Source organism: Actinosynnema sp. NPDC037264 (assembly GCF_055603705.1).
The window spans coordinates 107,254-125,742 of the sequence record NZ_JBVJVK010000001.1 but is presented as its reverse complement, the minus strand read 5'-3'; the positions used below and the strand labels follow the sequence as shown (position 1 = coordinate 125,742).

The following is an 18,489-nucleotide window of genomic DNA, read 5'->3' as shown; positions in this document are numbered from 1 at the left end:
GATTGCGATGATTCAACCCGGATCGGGACGTCATAGCGCTGGCCGGTGGCCGTTCCACGGTAAGCGGTCAGTGGAGTTCGGCAGGGCCGATCAGCCTCGCCGATCGGTACTTCTCGCAGTCGGGGGAGTGCCCCTACTCTGCCGTTGACGCCCAAAGGACTGTGAGGGGGCGCAATTGAACACCATCGGTTCGCCAAGCTCTCCTGTTACCCCAGAGGTCTGGGACCAGCAGGAGATGCGTGACGCCCTGGCCAGACGAGAGATCAGCGCGGTCTACCGGCTGCTCCGACGGCACGGTGTCTCGCAGCGCCAGATCGCGGCGCTGACGGGCCAGTCGCAGTCCGAAGTCTCGGAGATCCTCAAGGGACGCCAGGTCATGGCCTACGACGTCCTCGCGCGGATCGCCGCGGGCTTGGGCGTACCCAGGGGGTACATGGGTCTCGCTTACGACGAGGCCACGGCAGTGAGGGTGGCCGCCACGGCGGAGTCACCCCATTCTGAGGAGGACGAGTCGGTGAAGCGAAGGAAGTTCCTCGCGCACGCCGCCGCCATCACCGTCGGCGCGGCCGTGTTCGGTACGGACTCCGGGTCTTGGGCTTCGTCGCCCGCGCAGACTCCGGCCCCTGGCCGCATCGGCATGACCGACGTCCGACAGGTCGAAGCGGCCACCAGGGCGTTGCGCACGCTCGACTACCAGTACGGCGGCGGCTCGTGCCGCGACGCGGTGGTCGCCCAGCTCTCGTGGGGCCAGCAGATGCTCGGCGCGAACGCGACCGACCTGGTCAAGGAACGCCTGTACGTCGCGCTCGCCGACCTGCACAACCTCGCCGGGTGGACCTCGTTCGACACCGGCCTGTACGACTCGGCCCGCAACCACTTCGGCCAGGCGCTCGGCCTGGCGAAGCAGGGGCGCAAGGAAGAGCTCGTGGCCAACATCCTGTACCGGATGGGCCGCGTCTACCTGCACCAGAACGCGCCGGACGACGCGTTGAAGGTGTTCCAGCTCGGCCAGCTGGCCGCGCAGAACTCCGGCTCGGAGCTCGCCGTCGGCATCCTGTGCGCCAACGAGGCGTGGGCCTACGCGAAGATGGGCTCCGACGACCAGGCGCTGAAGCTGCTCGGGCGGGCGCGCGACGAGTTCGCCCGCGCCAACATCGGCGAGGCGCCCGCGTGGGCGAAGTTCTTCGACGCCAACGACCTGTCCGCGATGATCGGCACCGTGCACACGGAGCTGGCGCAGACCGTGGACGCGAAGTACACGCGCACCGCCGTGCCCGCGTTGACCAAGGCCATCGGCGGCTACGGCGAGGACATGACCCGCAGCCGGTCGTTCAACCTCACCTCCCTGTCGATCAACCACCTGCTCGACGGCGACATCGACCACGGCGCGCGGCTCGGCCGGCAGGCGATCGAGCTGTCCGAGGGCCTGAAGTCGGTCCGCACGAAGGACCGGATGAAGCCGCTGCAGCACGAAGCCGAGAAGCGCCGGAACAACCCCGACGCCCGTGAGCTGGCCGAACGCCTGGCCAAGTTCACCGGCAACGACAGCGCGGCCTGAACTGCGGGGAGTCGGGGTCCTGGACGGCAGGTTCACCTCCACCGCGTTGACCGCCGTGCTGAGGCGGCTGTGCGCCGACCTGGGGTTCGCGCACCGCGGCGCGCGGCTGGTGAAGTTCACCAGCAACGCCGTGTTCGACCTGCCCGTCGACCGGGTGGTGGTGCGGATCGTCGGTTCGACGACGTTGCGCCACCGCGCGGTCAAGGTGGTCGAGGTCGCGCGGTGGCTCGCCTCGCACGACGTGCCGGCCGTGCGGCTGGTCGAGGGCGTGCCGCAGCCGTTGGCGATCGGCGAGCACCTGGCCACGGTGTGGCACACGGTGCCGTCCGGTGGCAGGCCCGTCGACGGCCGTGACCTGGGCCGGGTGCTGCGCCAGGTGCACGCGCTGCCCGCGCCGGAGTTCGACCTGCCGCGCTGGGCGCCGCTGGACGACGTGCGCCGGCGCATCGCGGACGCCGAGGAGCTGTCCGCGCCGGACCGCCGGTTCCTGGAGGACCGGTGCGCCGCGGCCGACGACCGCCTGGCCGAGCTGCGGACCGTGCTGCCGCAGGGCGTCCTGCACGGCGACGCGCACCTGGGCAACCTCATCCCCAGCCCCGACGGCCCGGTGATCTGCGACTTCGACTCCACCAGCGTCGGGCCGCGCGAGTGGGACCTGAGCACCCTGCCGGTCGGCGTCGCCCGCTTCGGCCATCCCGCCGAGTGGTACCGGCAGCTGGCCGACGAGTACGGCTTCGACGTCACCCGGTGGGCAGGCTTCCCGGTGTTGCGCGAGGTCAGGGAGCTGAAGCTGACCACGAGCGTGCTGCCGATCATGCGCAGCCACCCCGGCGTGCGCGAGGAGTTGCACAGCCGGCTCAAAGCGTTGCGCGCGGGCGACACCACCACTCCGTGGACCCCCTACCGCTGAAACGGGGGTCGTGGGGGAACGAACCGGTAACGCTCGGCGCGCGTTTCACGACTGAGGCATCGACGGATGGCGTGACGGGGTCGGCGAGGTGTGCGAGTGGTCGGGAATCTGCCGGTGTTGCGGCGAAGGCGAGCCCTGCGGGCCGCCCGCATGTTGGACGAGGTCGTGGACACGCAGCTGCCGTTCCTGGCGTCGTTCGACGAGCAGCGGCGGCGGCGCTCGGCGACCTACCTGGCCGAACTGGTGAAGCTCGCGCGGGACTACCGGTACTTCGCCAACGGTTGGATCGACGCCAAGGAGCTCGAACGGCGTGGTCAGGACGCGATGGCGGCGCTGACCCGGCTTCGCGAGGACTCTTCCGCCCGACCGGTCACCGACTAGGGCGTTCGGCGCAGCTCGTCGCACCGAACGGACCACTCGCCGACGGCTAGTCGCGCCATGCCCCTCCTTCCCACGCCTCCACCGCGTAGTCGTGGAAGCTCTTGGGCTCACGTCCGGTGATCCGGGCGACGGTGTCGGTCGGCTCGCCGTCGGCCAGCGCGTCCCACGCCTTGATCTGCTCCTCGGCCAGGTCGGCGGGCACGACGGCCCGGTAGTCGGCGGGCGTGCCGCGGAACTCCACCTCCCGGCCGGTGACCCGGGCGAGCACGTCGAGCGCCTGCGGGAACGACAACGCCTCGGGCCCGGTGACCTCGTACACCTCGCCCTCGTGCCCGTCCTCGGTCAGCGCGGCGGCGGCCACCGCGGCGATGTCGCCCGCGTCCACGAACGCCTGCTCCTTCTCGCCGAGGGGCAGCACCAGCTCGCCCGCGAGCACCGAGGGCCGGAAGAAGCCCTCGTCGAAGTTCTGGTCGAACCAGTCCGGCCGCAGCACGGTCCACCCGACGCCGGACTCGCGCACCAGCCGTTCGGCGGCGAGCAGCCGTTCGTCGCCCATCTCCACCACGCCGCGGGTGGACAGCAGCACGAACCGCCGCACGCCCCGCGCCACGGCCTCGGCCACGAAGCCGGGCTCGACCGGCAGCTCGTGCGGCGCCATCAGGTAGACCCGCTCGACGCCGTCCAGCGCGCCCGCCCACGTGCCGGGGTCGGACCAGTCGAAGCGCACCTCGCCCCGGCGTGACGCCCGGCGCACGGCGTGGCCCGCTCCGGAGAGCCGCGCGGCCAGCCGCCTGCCGGTCGAGCCGGTGGCGCCCAGTACCAGGATCGGTCGATCAGCCATGGATCGACCCAATCACAGGGGTCCGACATCCTCGCGCCGGCGCCGACCCGCCGACGGGTCAGGCGACCGGCGCCCGGGAGAGCACGACCGCCAGGCCGAACGCGATGCCCATGATCGCCAGCTCCACCGCGGCCCAGCCCACGATCGCCGTCGTCTTGTGCTGCGCGATGTGCGGCAGGAACCGCCACCGGATGTTCGCGCCGAGCACGGCCAGCGCCGCGGCGCACGCGACCTTGCCGACCAGGACCAGGCCGTAGGAGGTGGTGAACAGCGAGCCCGGCAGCCCGACGACCGGGTTGAGCGCCAGCTCCAGCAGGCCGTTGAACAACCCCGTCACCGACACCAGGACCAGCGCGATCGTGGCCAGCTTCGAGAACTTCGGCAGCGCCTCGGCCAGCAGTCCCCGCCGGTGGGCGACCAGCACGACCAGCGCCGCCAGGCCACCGGTCCACGCCGCCGCGCCGAGCACGTGCAGCTCCATCGAGATCATGGAGTAGTCGTGGTACTTCCAGTTCGACGCGTGGCCGGTCACGGGCAGCGGCAGCAGGCCGAACATGGCGATCAGGATGCGCAGCTCCGCCGGCACCGACTCGCCCCGGCGCACGGCCATGACGCCGATCCACAGGTACACCAGCGCGCACACCGCGCTGAACAGCAGTCCCTGCCCGGCGCCGACGCGCTGCACGTAGTCCACGACCATCGGCATGGTCAGTTCCGCGTCCGGGCGCGTCTCGTAGGCCCGGATCACGATCGACACCAGCGCGGTGAACGCCCACACCGCCGCCGCGACCACGGCGGCGGGTCGGGCGATCCGCATCACCGGCTCGGTGATGGCGGGCCGGCTGAACCCGAGCAGCTTCGGCAGCAGCGAGAGGCCGACGACGATCGTCGCGGCCAGGTCGAGCAGCGTTCGCACCAACGGGTGGCCGAACCGGACCACCACCCCCGGCTCGGCCACGCCCACCGCTTCCGGTGTGGTGGACAGGCCGAGGCCCAGGAAGACGCCGACGGCCCCGCCTGCCAGCAGGCCGCCGGCGACCCAGTACCTGTTCGCGGTGGTGGTGGTCCGGTTCGCCGTCATCGCCTGGTGCTCTCCTTGGCGCTGTCCGCGCCGCCGCGCAGCGCGAGGAACGCGCCACCGGCCAGCAGCACGGCCGCGCCGGCGATCCACACCCAGATGGGCACGCCGCCCGACCCGGGCGACGGTGCCGCCGGGTCCTGGGCGGCCGACGAGGAGGCGGGCGCGGGCGTGCCGCTGCCCTCCTTCGTCAGGGTGAACTTGAGCGAACCCGTCACCGGGTGCCCGTCCGCGGAGAGGACCCGGTAGCCGACGGTGTACTCGGCGGCCGGGCCCAGCGGGCGGACCGGGAAGACGACGCTGTTGTTCTTGACCGTCGGCTCGCCGTCCGCTTCCCAGCGCGTGCCCTCGGGCCCGGTGACGGTGATCGTGTTGAACTTCTCCCCGGCCTGCACGGCCTGGTCGAAGGTCAGCGTGATCGCCGCCGGCCCGGCCTCCAACCGCGACCCGTCCTTGGGGTCGCTGCTGACCAGCACGTTGTGCGCGAACGCCGGTGCGGCCGTGCCGAGCACGACCGCGCCCGCGACGAGGCCGGTCAGCAGCAGCGAGACGACGCGCCTCATGCCGTCGGCTTGCCCGCTCGGCGGGACCGCAGCACGGCTCCCGCACCCAACCCGAGCCCCAGCGCGCCGACCGCCAGACCGGCGCCGCCCAGCCAGCGGGCCGTGTCGTCGGTCGAGCCGGCCGCCGCCGGGTCGTGCCCGGTGTCCGCGACCGCCGTCGTGGTGGCCGTGCCGTGCGCGTCGCCGTCGGTCTTGGCGACGAGCTTCAGCACGGGCGCGGGGCGTTCCGGCTCGTCGGCGCCCTCGGCGGGCGGCGGCGCGTTCCAGTCGACGACCTCGCCGCTGTCGTAGGTCTGCTTGGTCGGCAGCAGCAACTGGTCGGTGTTGTCCGGCAGCGGCCCGATGGACAGGTCGAACTCGTTGAACTGGCCGGGCTCGATGCGGTTGCCCGGCTCCGCGGTCCACGTGACCGTGCGCACGGCCTCGGTGACCTCGCGGCCGTGGCTCTTGACCGGGGTGGCCAGCTTCTCCTTGACCGCCTCGACCTTCCAGCCGGGCGTCGGCTTCGTGCTGACCGAGGCCAGCGGGTACTCGGCGGGCAGGGTCAGCTCCAGCTTGACCGTGCCCGAGTCGGGGCGTTCGTTGGGCACGCGCAGCGTGACCTTGGTGTACCCGCCCTGCACGGCGTCCTTCGGCGTGGACGCGGTGACGTGGGCGGACGCCAGGCCCGCGGTGGTCAGCGCGAGGATCGCGGCGGTGCCGAGCACGGCGCCGCCCTTGGCGAGCGTGCGCGCGCCAAATCGCTTTGTCGACATGAAGTTGTGGCTCCTGAGACCTGAGGTGTGCTTCGGGGACCCGGGTGATCAGGAACCAGGAGGGCCGCGGCGGCCGTGCACCCGCCGCAACACCACGTCGACCAGCACGTTCGCCGTCGGCGAGGGGGTGGGCGCCCACAGCGCCCCGGCCGGCGCGACCGGCGTGTGGGGCGGCGGCAGCAGCCGGGTCACCACGCCGACCAGCGCGTGCAGCGCGGCGTCGGCGCGGGCCAGCAGCAGACCGGTGAGCAGGGCGGCGAAGGCGTGCGCGGCGGTCATGGCGGTCGGGCTGAACCCGAGGCCGGGACCGTCGGCGGCGTGGTGGCCGAGGTTGAGCAGCGCGTGCTGCCCGACTTGCGCGACGCCCAGCGTGGCCAGGATCGTCCACGGTCGGCGTCCGCGTTCGGCGAGCGCCGTGCCCGCGAAGGCGACGAGCAAGGTCAACGGCAGCGCGGGCGCGAACTCGGTCACCGAGCCGCCCGCCGCGCCGTGCGCGGTGACGCTGAGCGCCGCCGAGGTGACGGCCAGCAGCACGGCCCGCGCGAGGCGGGTCGGTGCGGGCCGGCTGGTCATACTCCAGAGAGTAGGAGGTCGTGCCGCCCCGGCGTCAGCCCCCACGGGGTGGCGTGGGTTTGCGCTACTCCGATCGGGGGTAGTGGTTACCCGTGACGACCGAGAGTAAACATGTCAAAGAGCCGTTGCCCGGTGATCCGAAGCTGGATCGACCAGGGCGGACGGACCGCGTGGTGTTCGGTGTCGCCGCAGTTGTCACCCTCGGGTTCGTCGCGTGGGGCATCCTCGGCACGGCATCGTTGGCCACGGCGTCGAAATCGGCCCTGACCTGGGTCATCGGCAACCTGGGCTGGGCGTTCGTGCTCAGCGCGTCGGGCTTCGTGCTCTTCGCCCTGTGGCTCGCGGTGAGCCGCTACGGCCGCATCCCGCTCGGCCGCGACGACGAGCCTCCGGAATTCCGCACGATCTCGTGGATCGCGATGATGTTCAGCGCGGGCATGGGCATCGGGCTGATGTTCTACGGCGTGAACGAGCCGCTGTCGCACTTCGTCAAGCCGCCGCCCGGCACCGTCGAGGGCGGGTCGGACCAGGCGTTGCAGACCGCGATGGCCACCACCCTGTTCCACTGGACGCTGCACCCGTGGGCGATCTACGCCGTCGTGGGCCTGGCCATCGCCTACGGCAGCTTCCGCCGCGGTCGCAGCCAGCTGATCAGCGCGGCGTTCGCCCCGCTGCTGGGCAAGCGCCGCGCCGAGGGGCCCGCCGGTCGCGCGATCGACGTGCTGGCGATCTTCGCCACCCTGTTCGGCTCAGCCACGTCGCTCGGCCTCGGCGCGCTCCAGATCGGCAGCGGCCTGCAGGTCGCGGGCTGGCTGGGCGAGGTCGGCAACGGCATCGTGGTCGGCGTCATCGCCGTGCTGACCATGGCGTTCGTCGCGTCGGCGGTGTCCGGCGTGGCCAAGGGCATCCAGTGGCTGTCGAACATCAACATGGTGCTGGCCGTGGTGCTGGCCGCGTTCGTGTTCGTGGTCGGGCCGACGGTGTTCGTGCTGAACCTCGTGCCCACCGCGATCGGCGACTACTTCCGCGAGCTGGCCGACATGGCGGGCCGCACCGCCGCGTCCGGCGGCGACGCCACCGAGACGTGGCTGTCCGGCTGGACGATCTTCTACTGGGCGTGGTGGATCTCGTGGACGCCGTTCGTCGGCATGTTCATCGCCCGCATCAGCCGCGGCCGCACCATCCGGCAGTTCGTGGCCGGCGTGATCGGCGTGCCCAGCCTGGTGAGCCTGGCGTGGTTCTGCGTGTTCGGCGGCACGGCGATCTTCGTGCAGCGGTCCGGCGCGGACCTCGCGGGCACGGCCTCCCCGGAGGGCCAGCTGTTCGGGCTGCTCGACCAGTTCCCGCTGGCCTCCGTCGCCGGGGTGGTGGTGATGCTGCTGGTGGCGATCTTCTTCGTGTCCGGCGCGGACGCCGCGTCCGTGGTGATGGGCACGCTGTCGCAGCGCGGCTCGATCCGGCCGTCGAAGCCCGTGGTGGTGTTCTGGGGCGTGCTCACCGGTCTCGTCGCGGCGGTGATGCTCCTGATCGGCGGGACGAGCGCGCTGACCGGCCTGCAGAACCTCACGATCATCGCGGCGCTGCCGTTCATGGTCGTCATGGTGGGGCTGTGCGTGTCGCTGGCCCGTGACCTGCGCAGCGACCCGCTGATCCGGCGGGAGGAACGGGTCGCCGAGGTGATGGAGGAGGTCACCGCGCACTACGACCCGCAGGACCCCAACCCGGAGGAGACCGCCTACCGGACCGTGGAGGAGCTCACACGCCGAGGCGTTTGAGCAGGTCGGCTTCCATCGCGTCCAGGTCGACCGAGACCGCGCGGTGCGCCGCCTTGCGCCGCGGTGCGGGCATCCGCTCGGACGCCCGCACCGCGGCCAGCAGCTGCGCCAGCCGCTTCTCGGTGTCCTGGACGTAGGTCGGCTCGGTGTCGCGGAGCTGGGCGAGCGCGTCGGCGAACCCGGCGATCCGGGCGTGCAGGCGCGCGCCCTTGCCCGAGTACCTGGTCAGCTGGTCGACGGGCACGCCGAGCCGCGCGGCCCGGTAGTGGTCGTAGCGGTCGCCCAGGAGCGCGGCGGCCCTGGCCGCGACCGGCGCCATCACCGGGATCAACGTCGGCGCCAGCACCTTGGCCACGCCGACGAGGTTCTTCACCCTGGCCGGGGTGAACCCCTTGCCCTTCTCGCGCGCCATGGCCGCACCTCCTGTGCCTGACCCTAGAGCCGTTCCGGCAAAAGATCGACTCGACTCCGCGAGGTTGCCGGTACAACAGCGCGCCCGGCGTCATACGCTGCACCGGTGACTTCCCAGGTGCAGCTCGACGCCGGTGTGGTCACTCGTTGCCGGCGGCGGGTGCACCTCGAACACGATCCGACCATGCGTGACGTGCCCAAACTGCCGCCGGACCCGACCGGTCAGCAGCGCAAGGCCGACGCGGACGACCACCGGCGCGCGGTCGCGACCGCCCTGGGCCGGGTGGTCGGGTCCGACCTGATGGAAATACCGCACGACGTGCCGTCGGCCGACCGCGAGCGCGTCACCGCCGCCGCGATGCGGGCCGGTGTGCCGTTCATCTGGGGCGCGGCGCTGCCCCGCGACCCGCTGGGCGGTCGGCGCGGCGGCATCGACCTGCTGGTCAAGGAGGCGACCGGGTACGTGCCGGTGCTCGTGGTCCGGCACAAGGTCAGCGACCCCGGCCAGGGCGCGCGCACGTCACCGCTGTCGCACCCGCTGCCGGGCGGCGCGCGGGTCGACCCGCTGCGCAAGGTCCGGCCCCAGCCGCGCGACCAGCTCCGGCTGGCGCACGCGCAGCGGCAGCTGCAGGCCTCCGGCTTCGCCGCGCAGGGCCGGGCGACCGGCGGCGTGATCGGCATGGACGCCGACGTCGTCGTGTGGCACGACCTGGAAGCGCCGACGTGGCCCGGCGGCAAGAACGCCCTCGCCGAGTACGACACCCGGTTCGCCGACCGGCTGGCCGTGGCGTCCGCCGCCGCCACCGGCGCCGACCCGCAGGCCCGCCCGACCCGGATCGTGGAGTGCCGCAGCTGCCCGTGGTGGCCGGTGTGCGAGGCCGACCTGAAGACCACTCGCGACGTCAGCCTCGTGGTGCGCGGCGAGGACGCCGCGGCGCTGCGCAAGGTCGGCGTCCACACGGTCGACGAGCTGGCCGCGCTCGACCCGGACGAGCAGCTCGTCCCCCTGGTCGGGATGCTGCACTCCGACGCGGTGATCCTCGCCCGCGCCTGGCTGCGCGACCTCACCGTGGTGCGCCGCGTGTCCCGGATGGAGGTGCCGCGCGCCGACGTCGAGGTCGACGTGGACATGGAGAGCTTCGGCGACCTGGGCGCGTACATGTGGGGCTGCTGGCTGTCCGGGCAGGACGTCGGCGAGGAGCACGGCTACCGCGCGTTCGCCACCTGGGACCCGCTGCCGTGCGCGGACGAGGCCCGGTCGTTCGCCGAGTTCTGGGGCTGGTTGACGGGCGTGCGGCTGCGCGCCCGCGCACGTGGCCTGTCGTTCAAGGCCTACTGCTACAACGAGCTCGCGGAGAACCGCTGGCTGCTGGGGTCGGCCGAGCGGTTCAAGGGTCAGCCCGGCATCCCCACCGTGGCGCAGGTGCGGGAGTTCATCACGTCCGACTCGTGGGTCGACCTGTTCGGCATCGTGCAGGACCAGTTCCTGTGCGCGCACGGCAAGGGCCTGAAGACCATCGCGCCGGTCGCCGGCTTCCGCTGGCGCGACCCGGAGGCGGGCGGCGAGAACTCGATGCGCTGGTACCGCGACGCCGTGGGCATGGACGGCAAGCCGGCCGACCCCGCCCAGCGCCGCCGGCTGCTGGAGTACAACGAGGACGACGTCCGCGCCACCCACACCCTCAGGCTGTGGATGACGTCGGACGCCATGGACGACCTGCCGTTCGCCGGGGATTTGTGATTGCGCCGCCTCCGGCGTCGCGGGCGAGGTCGCCCTACCGGACCACCACGCGAGGTCGCGTCGATCGTTCGTGACTCATTTCCCGGCGATCACGCTTTTCGATCGTCGGGAAATCAGGCGCGAGCGGTCGACTCCCGGGCGACCGAGCCGCCGCCTGCGGAGCAGCGGCCATGTCACCGCGGAGCCATCCGCAGTGCGCCGTCCATGCGGATGACCTCGCCGTTCAGGTAGTCGTGCGCCACGATCGACACGGCCAGCTGCGCGTACTCCTCCGGCAGCGCCAGCCGCTTCGGGAACGGCACGCCCGCCGCCAGGCCGGCCCGGAACTCGTCCGACACGGTCGCCAGCATCGGCGTGTCCACGATGCCCGGCGCGATCGTCATCACCCGCACGCCCACCGACGACAGGTCGCGCGCGGCGGGCAGGGTCATCCCGACCACGGCGGCCTTCGACGCCGCGTACGCCACCTGCCCGATCTGCCCGTCGAACGCCGCGATCGACGCCGTGTTGATCACCACGCCCCGCTGGCCGTGCGCGAGCGGCTCGGTCTTGCCCATCGCCGCCGCCGCCAGCCGCAGCACGTTGAACGTGCCGACCAGGTTGACGTCGATGACCTTCCGGTACAGGTCGAGCGGGTGCGGGCCGGACTTGCCGACCGTCCGCGTCGACGGGCCGATGCCCGCGCAGTTCACCACGACCCGCAGCGGCGAGCCGGAGCCGGCGGCCGTGTCGACGGCGGCCTGGACGTCCTCCTCGGAGGTCACGTCCGCCGCCAGGTAGGTGACGCCCTCGACGTCAGGGGCGTTGTCGGTAGAGAGGTCCAGCGCGAACACCGCCGCACCACGTGCCGCCAACGCCCGTGCGGTCGCGAGGCCAAGCCCGGACGCGCCGCCGGTGACGATCGCCGCGGTACCCGAGATCTCCATACATCCTCCTGTCCTGGGACCAGGAGGTTAACGGTCGTTCAGCCCCCGGCGCTCGGAGAAGTGGAGCAATGCGACCAACGGCACGGCCGCCAGCAGCGCAAGGCCCACGAAGAGCAGGGAGAACAGGACGAGTTCCATACCTACGACCTTGCCTTCGGCCAGGCGAAACCGCGTCCGCCGCGAGGGGTGTTTCCCCGTACACCCGGGGGACTACCCAGCTCACTCTCCGCATACGCCTGGTGTTTGACCCACGGTCAACTTCGGGTGCCACCGTCATACCCATGTTCGTCCGGCGGATCGCGGTCGTGGGAACGGGTTACGTGGGCCTGACGACGGGGGCGTGCCTGGCCTCCCTCGGGCATCGGGTCGTGTGCGCCGACGTGGACGCGCTCAAGGTCGCGCGGCTGCGTGCCGGGCAGGTCGACATCCTCGAACCGGACCTCGCCGACCTGGTGGCGGCGGGCCAGTCGGCGGGACGGCTCGCGTTCGTGGAGGGCGCGCGGCACGCCGTCGGCGACGCCGAGGTGGTGTTCCTGTGCCTGCCGACGCCCATGGGCGCGGGCGGCGCGGCGGACCTCGGCGCGGTCGAGGCGGTGGCCCGGGAGATCCGCGACGTGCTGCCCTACGGGGCGGTCGTGGTGTGCAAGTCCACCGTTCCGGTCGGCACGTCGACCAGGGTCGCGGCCCTGCTCGGGCGCGAGGACGTCGCCGTCGTCTCCAACCCGGAGTTCCTGCGCGAGGGCAGCGCCGTGCGCGACTTCCTGCACCCCGACCGGATCGTGGTCGGCTCGGACTCGCCGCAGGCCGCCGAACGCGTCGGCGCGCTGTTCACCAGGCTCGGCGCGCCCACGGTGCTCATGGACGCGGCCAGCGCCGAGATGGTCAAGTACGCGGCCAACTGCTTCCTGGCGATGAAGCTGTCCTACGTCAACGCGGTCGCCGAGCTGTGCGAGCTCGTCGGCGCGGACGTCACCTCCGTCACCGAGGGCATGGGCTACGACAAGCGCATCGGCCAGTCGTTCCTCAAGCCGGGCCCCGGCTGGGGCGGGTCGTGCCTGCCCAAGGACACGCACGCCATGGTGCGCATCGCCGATGCGGTCGGCGTCGACTTCTCGCTGGTCAAGGCCACCATCGAGACGAACGGGCGGCAGCAGCGGCGGGTGGTGGAGAAGCTGCGCCGCGCCATCGGGCCGCTCGCCGGCGCCCGCATCGGCGTGCTGGGGCTGGCGTTCAAGGCGGGCACCAACGACCTGCGCGACTCGCCCGCGCTGGCGGTGGCGGAGCTGCTCGCGTTCGAGGGCGCGGAGCTGGTCGCGCACGACCCTGAGATCAGCCGGCCGCTGGTGGGGATGACCGTGGTCGACTCCCCGTACGCGGCGGTGCGCGACGCGGACGCGGTCGTGCTGCTGACCGAGTGGCCGGAGTTCCGCGCGCTGGACTGGGCGCTGGTGGCGTCGGTGATGGCCGGTTCGACGGTGCTCGACACGCGCAACCACCTCGACCCGGACGCGCTGGCGCGGGCGGGGCTCGTGCTGCACGGCCTGGGGCGTGAGCTGCGGGTGCCCGACCAGGCGAGGTGAGCGCGGTTCGGGTTCAGCTGATCTTCAGGACACGGTCTCGTTAGCAGGGGTAACAAAATTCGGCGAGCCGACGTAGGTTGTCGAAATGTTCACCACGCGTCCTGAACTCGTCGGCACGCACGGAATGGTCGCGTCCACGCACTGGCTCGCCTCCGGCGCGGGCATGGCCGTCCTGGAGGACGGCGGCAACGCCTTCGACGCCGCGGTCGCGGTCGGCTTCGTGCTGCAAGTGGTGGAACCGCACCTCAACGGTCCCGGCGGCGAGGTGCCCGTGCTGTTCGCCGCCGCCGGCGAGTCCGCGCCGCGCGTGCTGTGCGGCCAGGGCGTGGCGCCGGCCGGTGCCACGATCCCGCACTACGCGGGCCTGGGGCTGGACCTCGTGCCGGGCAGCGGGCTGCTGGCGGCCACCGTGCCGGGCGCGTGGGACGGCTGGCTGACGCTGCTGCGCGACTACGGGACCAAGTCGCTGCGCGAGGTGCTGGGGTACGCGATCGGGTACGCGCGGGACGGGTTCCCGCTGCTGGAGCGGGCGGCGTTCACCATCTCGACGGTCGCCGACCTGTTCCGGGACCACTGGACGTCGTCGGCGGCGCTGTGGCTGGCCGGCGGCAAGCCGCCGCAGGCCGGCGCGCGGTTCCGCAACACCAAGCTCGCGGACACGTGGGAGTGGCTGCTCGCCGCCGCCGAGGCCGCCGGGTCGGACCGCGAGGCGCAGATCGAGGCGGCGCGGCGGGCGTGGTCGCAGGGCTTCGTGGCGGCGCAGGTGGACGAGTTCTCCCGGATCGCGCACCGCGACGACTCGGGCGCCGATCACGCCGGCGTGCTGACCGGCGAGGACATGGCGTCGTGGGAGGCGTCGTACGAGGACGCCGTGTCGGTGGACTTCGGGTCGTGGAGCGTGGTCAAGCCGGGGGCGTGGACCCAGGGACCCGTGCTGTTGCAGCAGTTGCTGCTGCTGGAGGGCTTCGCGGACCGGTTGTCCTATGCGGACGGCGTGCCGTCGGCGGAGACCGTGCACCTGGCGGTGGAGTGCGCGAAGCTGGCGTTCGCCGACCGGGAGGCCTGGTACGGGGACAGCGGCGACGTGCCGTTGGACGTCCTCCTGTCGAGGGAGTACGCGCACCAGCGCCGGCAGCTCGTCGGCGATCAGGCGTCGCTCGACCTGCGGCCCGGTTCACCCGGTCGGCTCGAAGCACGTCTTCCCGGGCACGTCCTGCGCGGCCCGCGCGTCGTGAGCGGGGAGGACGGTGGCGGCGCGATCGGCGAACCCACCGTGTCGAGCGCGGGCACGGTCAAGGGCGACACGGTCCACGTGGACGTGGTCGACCGCTGGGGCAACATCGTGTCGGCGACCCCGTCCGGCGGGTGGTTGCAGTCCTCGCCGACCATCCCGTCGCTGGGGTTCTGCCTCGGCACCCGGGCGCAGATGTTCTGGCTGGACGAGGGCCTGCCGAACTCCCTGGCGCCCGGCAAGCGCCCCCGGATCACCCTGTCCCCGAGCCTGGCCCTGCGCGACGGCCTGCCCGCGATGGCCTTCGGCACCCCCGGCGGCGACCAGCAGGACCAGTGGCAGCTGGGCTTCTGGCTCGCCCACACCGCGGGCGGGATGAACCTCCAGGAGGCCATCGACTCGCCGATGTGGCACACCAACGCGTTCCCGAGCTCGTTCTACCCGCGGTCGTGGACGCCCGGCGAGGTCGTGGTCGAGTCGCGGATCGGCGACGGCGCGATGGCGGAGCTGCGCGAACGCGGTCACGCGGTGCTCGACGCGGGGCCGTGGACGCTGGGCCGGATGTCGGCCGTGGCCCGGGACTCGCGCGACGGCCTGCTGCGCGCGGCGGCCAACCCGCGCGGCGCCCAGGGCTACGCCGTCGGCCGCTGAACGGCGCGTCGGGGTTCGGGTGGTTGGAACGGCCCCGGCCCGAGGGGGAGGGGGCCGGGACCGCTCCGGCTCGAGGTGGGCGTCGGCGTGCCCGGGTGGCGCGTCAGCGGCCGAGGCTGAGCCTCAGGTCGAGCGGCCCGCCGGCGCCGTTGCCCAGGAGCAGGGGACCGGTGACGATCGGACCGGCCGGGTTCGAGAGGTCGATCCGGATCGCGTCGCCGACGTTCGCGATCTTGCCCAGTTCGGCGTCGACGTCGGGCCGCGTCTCCGCACCGAGGTCGTGCTCGGCGTGCGCGGTGCCGCCCAGGCCGAGCATGACGGCCGTGCCACCGAGCGCGACCGCTGCTCCGGCGATGGTCTTCCTGAGGTTCATGGGCGGGAAAGTTTCCCAATCCGGGTGCCCGGTTCAAGCGCCCTAACTCCGGCGAGTGGATTACTTCACCCGGCCAGGTGCACCCCGGTCCACCGCAAGCCCACCATGCAGACCCGCGTGCCACCTCGCCACACCGCCACCGAGTAGACGCCCGTCGGCGCGCCCGCGCGTGCCAGGAAGTCCTCCGCACACCCCCGCGTGTACCGGTCCTTCCACTGGGGGCCGCGCTCGATGTACCAACCGTGGTCGCTGATGGTTTCGACGTGCTCGCACACCAGCGCACCGTTGTCCTGCCGCCGGAAGTACTCGATCCGGTGCAGGTAGGCCGTGTCCGTCATGGAGTGACGGTCACCGCCGGAAGCATCCCGTGGGATTCCCACCCGCTGTTTCCGCCGCCGTAGCGTTGCGCGATCGGATGATCACGGACTGGGTCGACGGAGGTGGTGCGGGTGAGCAGGAACGAGCCGACTCACCGGATGCGCAGGCTCGGCGAGGTCCTGCGGGAACTGCGCCAACGGGCGGGCCTCTCGCAGCAGGAAGCAGCCGACCGGCTCAACTACGACCACCGCAAGATCAGCCGGATCGAGAAGGGCCAGCGACCCGACTACCACGGCATGCGCGCCATGCTCGACACGTACGGCGTCCCGTTCTCCCAGTGGGAGCCCTACATGGAGATGTACGCGAGGGCGTTGGAGAAGGGCTGGTGGACCAAGTACGACGTAGAGGATCAGGGCTACATCAGCCTCGAGCACGACGCCGCGAAGGTGCGCGACTTCCAGTCGTCGTACGTCCCCGGCCTCCTGCAGACGGAAGAGTACTTCCGCGCGAACTTCGCCAAGGCGAGGGTGCAGCGGTCGAGGAAGTGGTTGGACAACCAGGTTCTGGTGCGACTGCGCAGGCAGCAGCGCCTGCTCGCCGACGATCCGCTGCGACTGCATGCGGTCATGTGGGAGAGCGCGCTGGCCCATGCATCGAAGGCGCAGTTGCTTCACATCACCGAGCGCGCTCGGCTCGCCAACGTGACGGTTCAGGTGCTGACTTTCGCGAGCGGTCCGAACGATGGGCAGATCGGCCCGTTCACCGTGCTCGACTTCCCGATGAAGACGGAGCGGTCCGTGCTGTACGTCGAGCACGCCGCCGGTTCGCTGCATGTAGTGGACCCATCGAGGGTGAAGGTCGCTAAGCTGACCTTCACCCACCTCGCGAAGTCGGCGTTGACCCATGAGGAGTCCGCTGAGTGGATCGAGAGGCTGGCAGCTGAGCGATAGGGATCGAGGTGTCACCGTGTGGCGCAAGAGCAGCCGCAGCAACACCAACGGCAACGGCAACTGTGTCGAGGTCTCGCTAGCGGGCAGTTCGGCGCGGGTGCGGGACTCGAAGAACCCCGCCGGGCCGACCGTGGCGCTGCCGGACTGGACCGCCTTCGTCGCGGCGGTGAAGAAAGGCTCGTACGACGGCTGACGCGCTCCCCGCGACGTACGCCCGCCGACGTAGGGGCGTGAGTCGCTCCTGACACGACGCTGACCTGCCGGACCCTCCCGTACCGTCATCGGCATGGCGTGGCTGGCGTGGGTCTGGTTCGCGGCGACGTTCGCGCCGCTGATCTGGCGCAAGCGCTTCCCCGTCGCCGTCATCGCGGTCACCGGCGCGTCGACGTGGCTGTACTACGTCACCGGCCACTGGGGTCCGCTGATCGCCGCACCCGCCATCGCCGTGTTCTCCCTGCGCCGCACCCGTGTCCACGAACAGCGGAGCCGCCAGGTGGAAGAAGAACGGTTGCGCATCGCGCGGGAGGTGCACGACGTGGTCGCGCACAGCCTCGCCATGATCAACGTGCAGGCGGGCGTCGCCGCGCACGTCGCCGACCGCCGTCCCGAAGAGGCGGTGAAGGCCCTCAAGGCGATCAAGGAGGCGAGCGGTCACGCGTTGGACGACCTGCGCGCGACCCTCGGCGTGCTGCGGACCGGTGAGGGCACGACGCCGGCGCCCAGCCTCGACCGGCTCGACGAGCTGGTCCGACCGGTGCCGGTGGCCAAGGTCGTCGGCACGCCGGGGACGTTGCCCGCACCCGTCGACGCCGCCGCGTACCGGGTGGTGCAGGAGGCGCTGACCAACGCGCTGCGGTACGCGCCGGACGCGTCCGAGATCGTCATCTCGTTCGAGCACACCGAGGACGCCCTGGTCCTGACCGTCACCGACGACGGCGCGGCCAGGGGCGTCCAGGCGCCGCAGGGCGCGGGCTCCGGCATCCGCGGCATGCGGGAACGGGTCGAAGCGCTCGGCGGCACGCTGGACGCGGGGCCGTCGACCGAGGGCTTCACCGTCAGGGCGGTCCTACCGTGGGAGGTTCGTGGTGATCAGGGTGGTGCTGGCCGACGACCAGGCGTTGGTGCGCGCGGGTTTCCGCCTGCTGCTCGACACGGAGGACGGCTTCGAGGTCGTCGGCGAGGCCGGTGACGGCGCGGAGGCGGTCCGGCGGGCGCACGAGCACCGGCCGGACGTCGTGGTGATGGACATCCGGATGCCCGGCACCGACGGCCTGGCCGCCACGCGGCAGATCTGCGCCGAGCTGCCGGACGTGAAGGTGCTCGTGCTGACGACCTTCAACGTGGACGAGTACGTCTTCGAGGCGTTGCGCAGCGGCGCGTCGGGCTTCCTGCTCAAGGACACCGATCCGGTCGAGCTGCTGCACGCCCTCACCGTCGTCGCGGAGGGTGAGGCGCTCCTCGCACCGAGTGTCACCCGGAAGTTGATCGAGGAGTTCGCGAACCGGCCGGAGCACCGCCGCCCGGACCCGAAGGCGTTGGGCGTGCTGACCGCTCGGGAGCGGGAGATCCTCGCGCTCGTGGCCGCCGGCATGTCGAACGAGGAGATCGCCGAGCACCTCGTGATCAGTCCCGCGACGTCGCGCACGCACGTCAGTCGGGTGATGACCAAACTGGGCGCACGGGACCGCGCACAACTTGTCGTGCTCGCCTACGAATCAGGTTTGGTGTCACCGCGCAGAGGGTGAATATTCATTGTTGTGAACGCGCGGGGTGCACATAGACCGGCAGCGAAACTTCTGCGTAAAACAGTGAAAAATCACGGACAGTGACCGAAACGCCGATACCCGCCGCATTGTGTGTGCGGCGGGTGACGT

The 18,489-nt window shown here is 71.8% G+C and carries 20 protein-coding genes; 11 read left to right on the top strand and 9 right to left on the bottom strand.

Translation table 11 applies throughout. The features are described from left to right. The first annotated feature begins 235 nt into the window (after nt 1-235). The 3 genes from ACZ7GX_RS00635 to ACZ7GX_RS00625 all read left to right on the top strand — a co-directional run bounded on the left by ACZ7GX_RS00635 (nt 236) and on the right by ACZ7GX_RS00625 (nt 2,849). Nucleotides 236-1,558: an NsdA family TPR-like regulatory protein gene (locus ACZ7GX_RS00635; protein ID WP_498771295.1), complete on the top strand. Its 1,323-nt coding sequence runs from the start codon at nt 236-238 to the stop codon at nt 1,556-1,558. Between the two features lie 19 nt (nt 1,559-1,577). Next, nucleotides 1,578-2,468, top strand: coding sequence for an aminoglycoside phosphotransferase family protein (locus ACZ7GX_RS00630; RefSeq protein ID WP_498771952.1), 891 nt, complete (start codon nt 1,578-1,580; stop codon nt 2,466-2,468). A gap of 96 nt (nt 2,469-2,564) precedes the next feature. Beyond that, a complete protein-coding gene (locus ACZ7GX_RS00625; protein WP_498771293.1) occupies nt 2,565-2,849 on the top strand; it encodes a hypothetical protein in 285 nt (94 codons plus the stop codon). A gap of 46 nt (nt 2,850-2,895) precedes the next feature. Here ACZ7GX_RS00625 and ACZ7GX_RS00620 read toward each other — a convergent pair whose 3' ends face one another. Genes ACZ7GX_RS00620 through ACZ7GX_RS00600 form a run of 5 tightly spaced genes read right to left on the bottom strand, consistent with a single transcriptional unit; the run spans nt 2,896 to nt 6,659 of the window. Beyond that, complete coding sequence (locus ACZ7GX_RS00620; RefSeq protein WP_498771291.1) at nt 2,896-3,690, bottom strand: NAD(P)H-binding protein; 795 nt, start codon at nt 3,688-3,690, stop codon at nt 2,896-2,898. Between the two features lie 58 nt (nt 3,691-3,748). Then, nucleotides 3,749-4,771, bottom strand: coding sequence for a CopD family protein (locus ACZ7GX_RS00615; RefSeq protein ID WP_498771289.1), 1,023 nt, complete (start codon nt 4,769-4,771; stop codon nt 3,749-3,751). Continuing rightward, nucleotides 4,768-5,331: a copper resistance CopC family protein gene (locus ACZ7GX_RS00610; protein WP_498771287.1), complete on the bottom strand. Its 564-nt coding sequence runs from the start codon at nt 5,329-5,331 to the stop codon at nt 4,768-4,770. Before ACZ7GX_RS00610 ends, ACZ7GX_RS00615 begins: the two co-directional genes overlap by 4 nt. Then, nucleotides 5,328-6,086: a YcnI family copper-binding membrane protein gene (locus ACZ7GX_RS00605; RefSeq protein ID WP_498771285.1), complete on the bottom strand. Its 759-nt coding sequence runs from the start codon at nt 6,084-6,086 to the stop codon at nt 5,328-5,330. The genes ACZ7GX_RS00610 and ACZ7GX_RS00605 overlap by 4 nt, the downstream gene beginning before the upstream one ends. Nucleotides 6,087-6,134: 48 nt before the next feature. Beyond that, complete coding sequence (locus tag ACZ7GX_RS00600) at nt 6,135-6,659, bottom strand: hypothetical protein (RefSeq protein ID WP_498771283.1); 525 nt, start codon at nt 6,657-6,659, stop codon at nt 6,135-6,137. Between the two features lie 125 nt (nt 6,660-6,784). Between ACZ7GX_RS00600 and ACZ7GX_RS00595 the strand changes: the two genes are divergently transcribed. Further along, a complete protein-coding gene (locus tag ACZ7GX_RS00595; protein WP_498771281.1) occupies nt 6,785-8,434 on the top strand; it encodes a BCCT family transporter in 1,650 nt (549 codons plus the stop codon). Here the strand turns inward: ACZ7GX_RS00595 and ACZ7GX_RS00590 are convergent. Continuing rightward, entirely contained in the window at nt 8,415-8,846 is a 432-nt protein-coding gene (locus ACZ7GX_RS00590) for a DUF6474 family protein (RefSeq protein WP_498771279.1), read from the bottom strand. The genes ACZ7GX_RS00595 and ACZ7GX_RS00590 overlap by 20 nt on opposite strands. Nucleotides 8,847-8,951: 105 nt before the next feature. On the opposite strand from ACZ7GX_RS00590, the gene ACZ7GX_RS00585 reads away from it, so the two are divergent. Then, nucleotides 8,952-10,586 carry a TM0106 family RecB-like putative nuclease gene (locus tag ACZ7GX_RS00585; protein WP_498771277.1) on the top strand — a complete coding sequence of 545 codons (1,635 nt, stop codon included), beginning with the start codon at nt 8,952-8,954 and terminating at the stop codon, nt 10,584-10,586. Between the two features lie 173 nt (nt 10,587-10,759). Here ACZ7GX_RS00585 and ACZ7GX_RS00580 read toward each other — a convergent pair whose 3' ends face one another. Beyond that, a complete protein-coding gene (locus ACZ7GX_RS00580) occupies nt 10,760-11,512 on the bottom strand; it encodes an SDR family NAD(P)-dependent oxidoreductase (protein ID WP_498771274.1) in 753 nt (250 codons plus the stop codon). A gap of 281 nt (nt 11,513-11,793) precedes the next feature. Between ACZ7GX_RS00580 and ACZ7GX_RS00575 the strand changes: the two genes are divergently transcribed. Together ACZ7GX_RS00575 and ACZ7GX_RS00570 are read left to right on the top strand one after the other, a co-directional pair. After that, nucleotides 11,794-13,092, top strand: a complete 1,299-nt coding sequence (locus tag ACZ7GX_RS00575) for a UDP-glucose dehydrogenase family protein (RefSeq protein WP_498771272.1) — start codon at nt 11,794-11,796, stop codon at nt 13,090-13,092. Between the two features lie 85 nt (nt 13,093-13,177). Continuing rightward, complete coding sequence (locus ACZ7GX_RS00570; RefSeq protein ID WP_498771270.1) at nt 13,178-14,974, top strand: gamma-glutamyltransferase family protein; 1,797 nt, start codon at nt 13,178-13,180, stop codon at nt 14,972-14,974. Nucleotides 14,975-15,077: 103 nt separating this feature from the next. On the opposite strand, the gene ACZ7GX_RS00565 is transcribed toward ACZ7GX_RS00570, so the two are convergent. Next, nucleotides 15,078-15,347, bottom strand: coding sequence for a hypothetical protein (locus ACZ7GX_RS00565; protein ID WP_498771268.1), 270 nt, complete (start codon nt 15,345-15,347; stop codon nt 15,078-15,080). Nucleotides 15,348-15,412: 65 nt separating this feature from the next. Further along, nucleotides 15,413-15,685 carry a hypothetical protein gene (locus ACZ7GX_RS00560; protein WP_498771266.1) on the bottom strand — a complete coding sequence of 91 codons (273 nt, stop codon included), beginning with the start codon at nt 15,683-15,685 and terminating at the stop codon, nt 15,413-15,415. Nucleotides 15,686-15,796: 111 nt separating this feature from the next. Between ACZ7GX_RS00560 and ACZ7GX_RS00555 the strand changes: the two genes are divergently transcribed. The 4 genes from ACZ7GX_RS00555 (at nt 15,797) to ACZ7GX_RS00540 (ending at nt 18,360) form a co-directional block, all read left to right on the top strand. Next, entirely contained in the window at nt 15,797-16,615 is an 819-nt protein-coding gene (locus ACZ7GX_RS00555) for a helix-turn-helix domain-containing protein (protein WP_498771264.1), read from the top strand. A 16-nt stretch (nt 16,616-16,631) separates the two neighbouring features. Next, a complete protein-coding gene (locus ACZ7GX_RS00550) occupies nt 16,632-16,808 on the top strand; it encodes a DUF397 domain-containing protein (protein ID WP_498771262.1) in 177 nt (58 codons plus the stop codon). 93 nt (nt 16,809-16,901) lie between these two features. Continuing rightward, on the top strand, nt 16,902-17,804 hold the full coding sequence (locus ACZ7GX_RS00545) for a sensor histidine kinase (protein WP_498771260.1): 903 nt from the start codon (nt 16,902-16,904) through the stop codon (nt 17,802-17,804). Next, entirely contained in the window at nt 17,701-18,360 is a 660-nt protein-coding gene (locus tag ACZ7GX_RS00540) for a response regulator transcription factor (protein ID WP_498771258.1), read from the top strand. The genes ACZ7GX_RS00545 and ACZ7GX_RS00540 overlap by 104 nt, the downstream gene beginning before the upstream one ends. Nucleotides 18,361-18,489 lie beyond the last annotated feature (129 nt).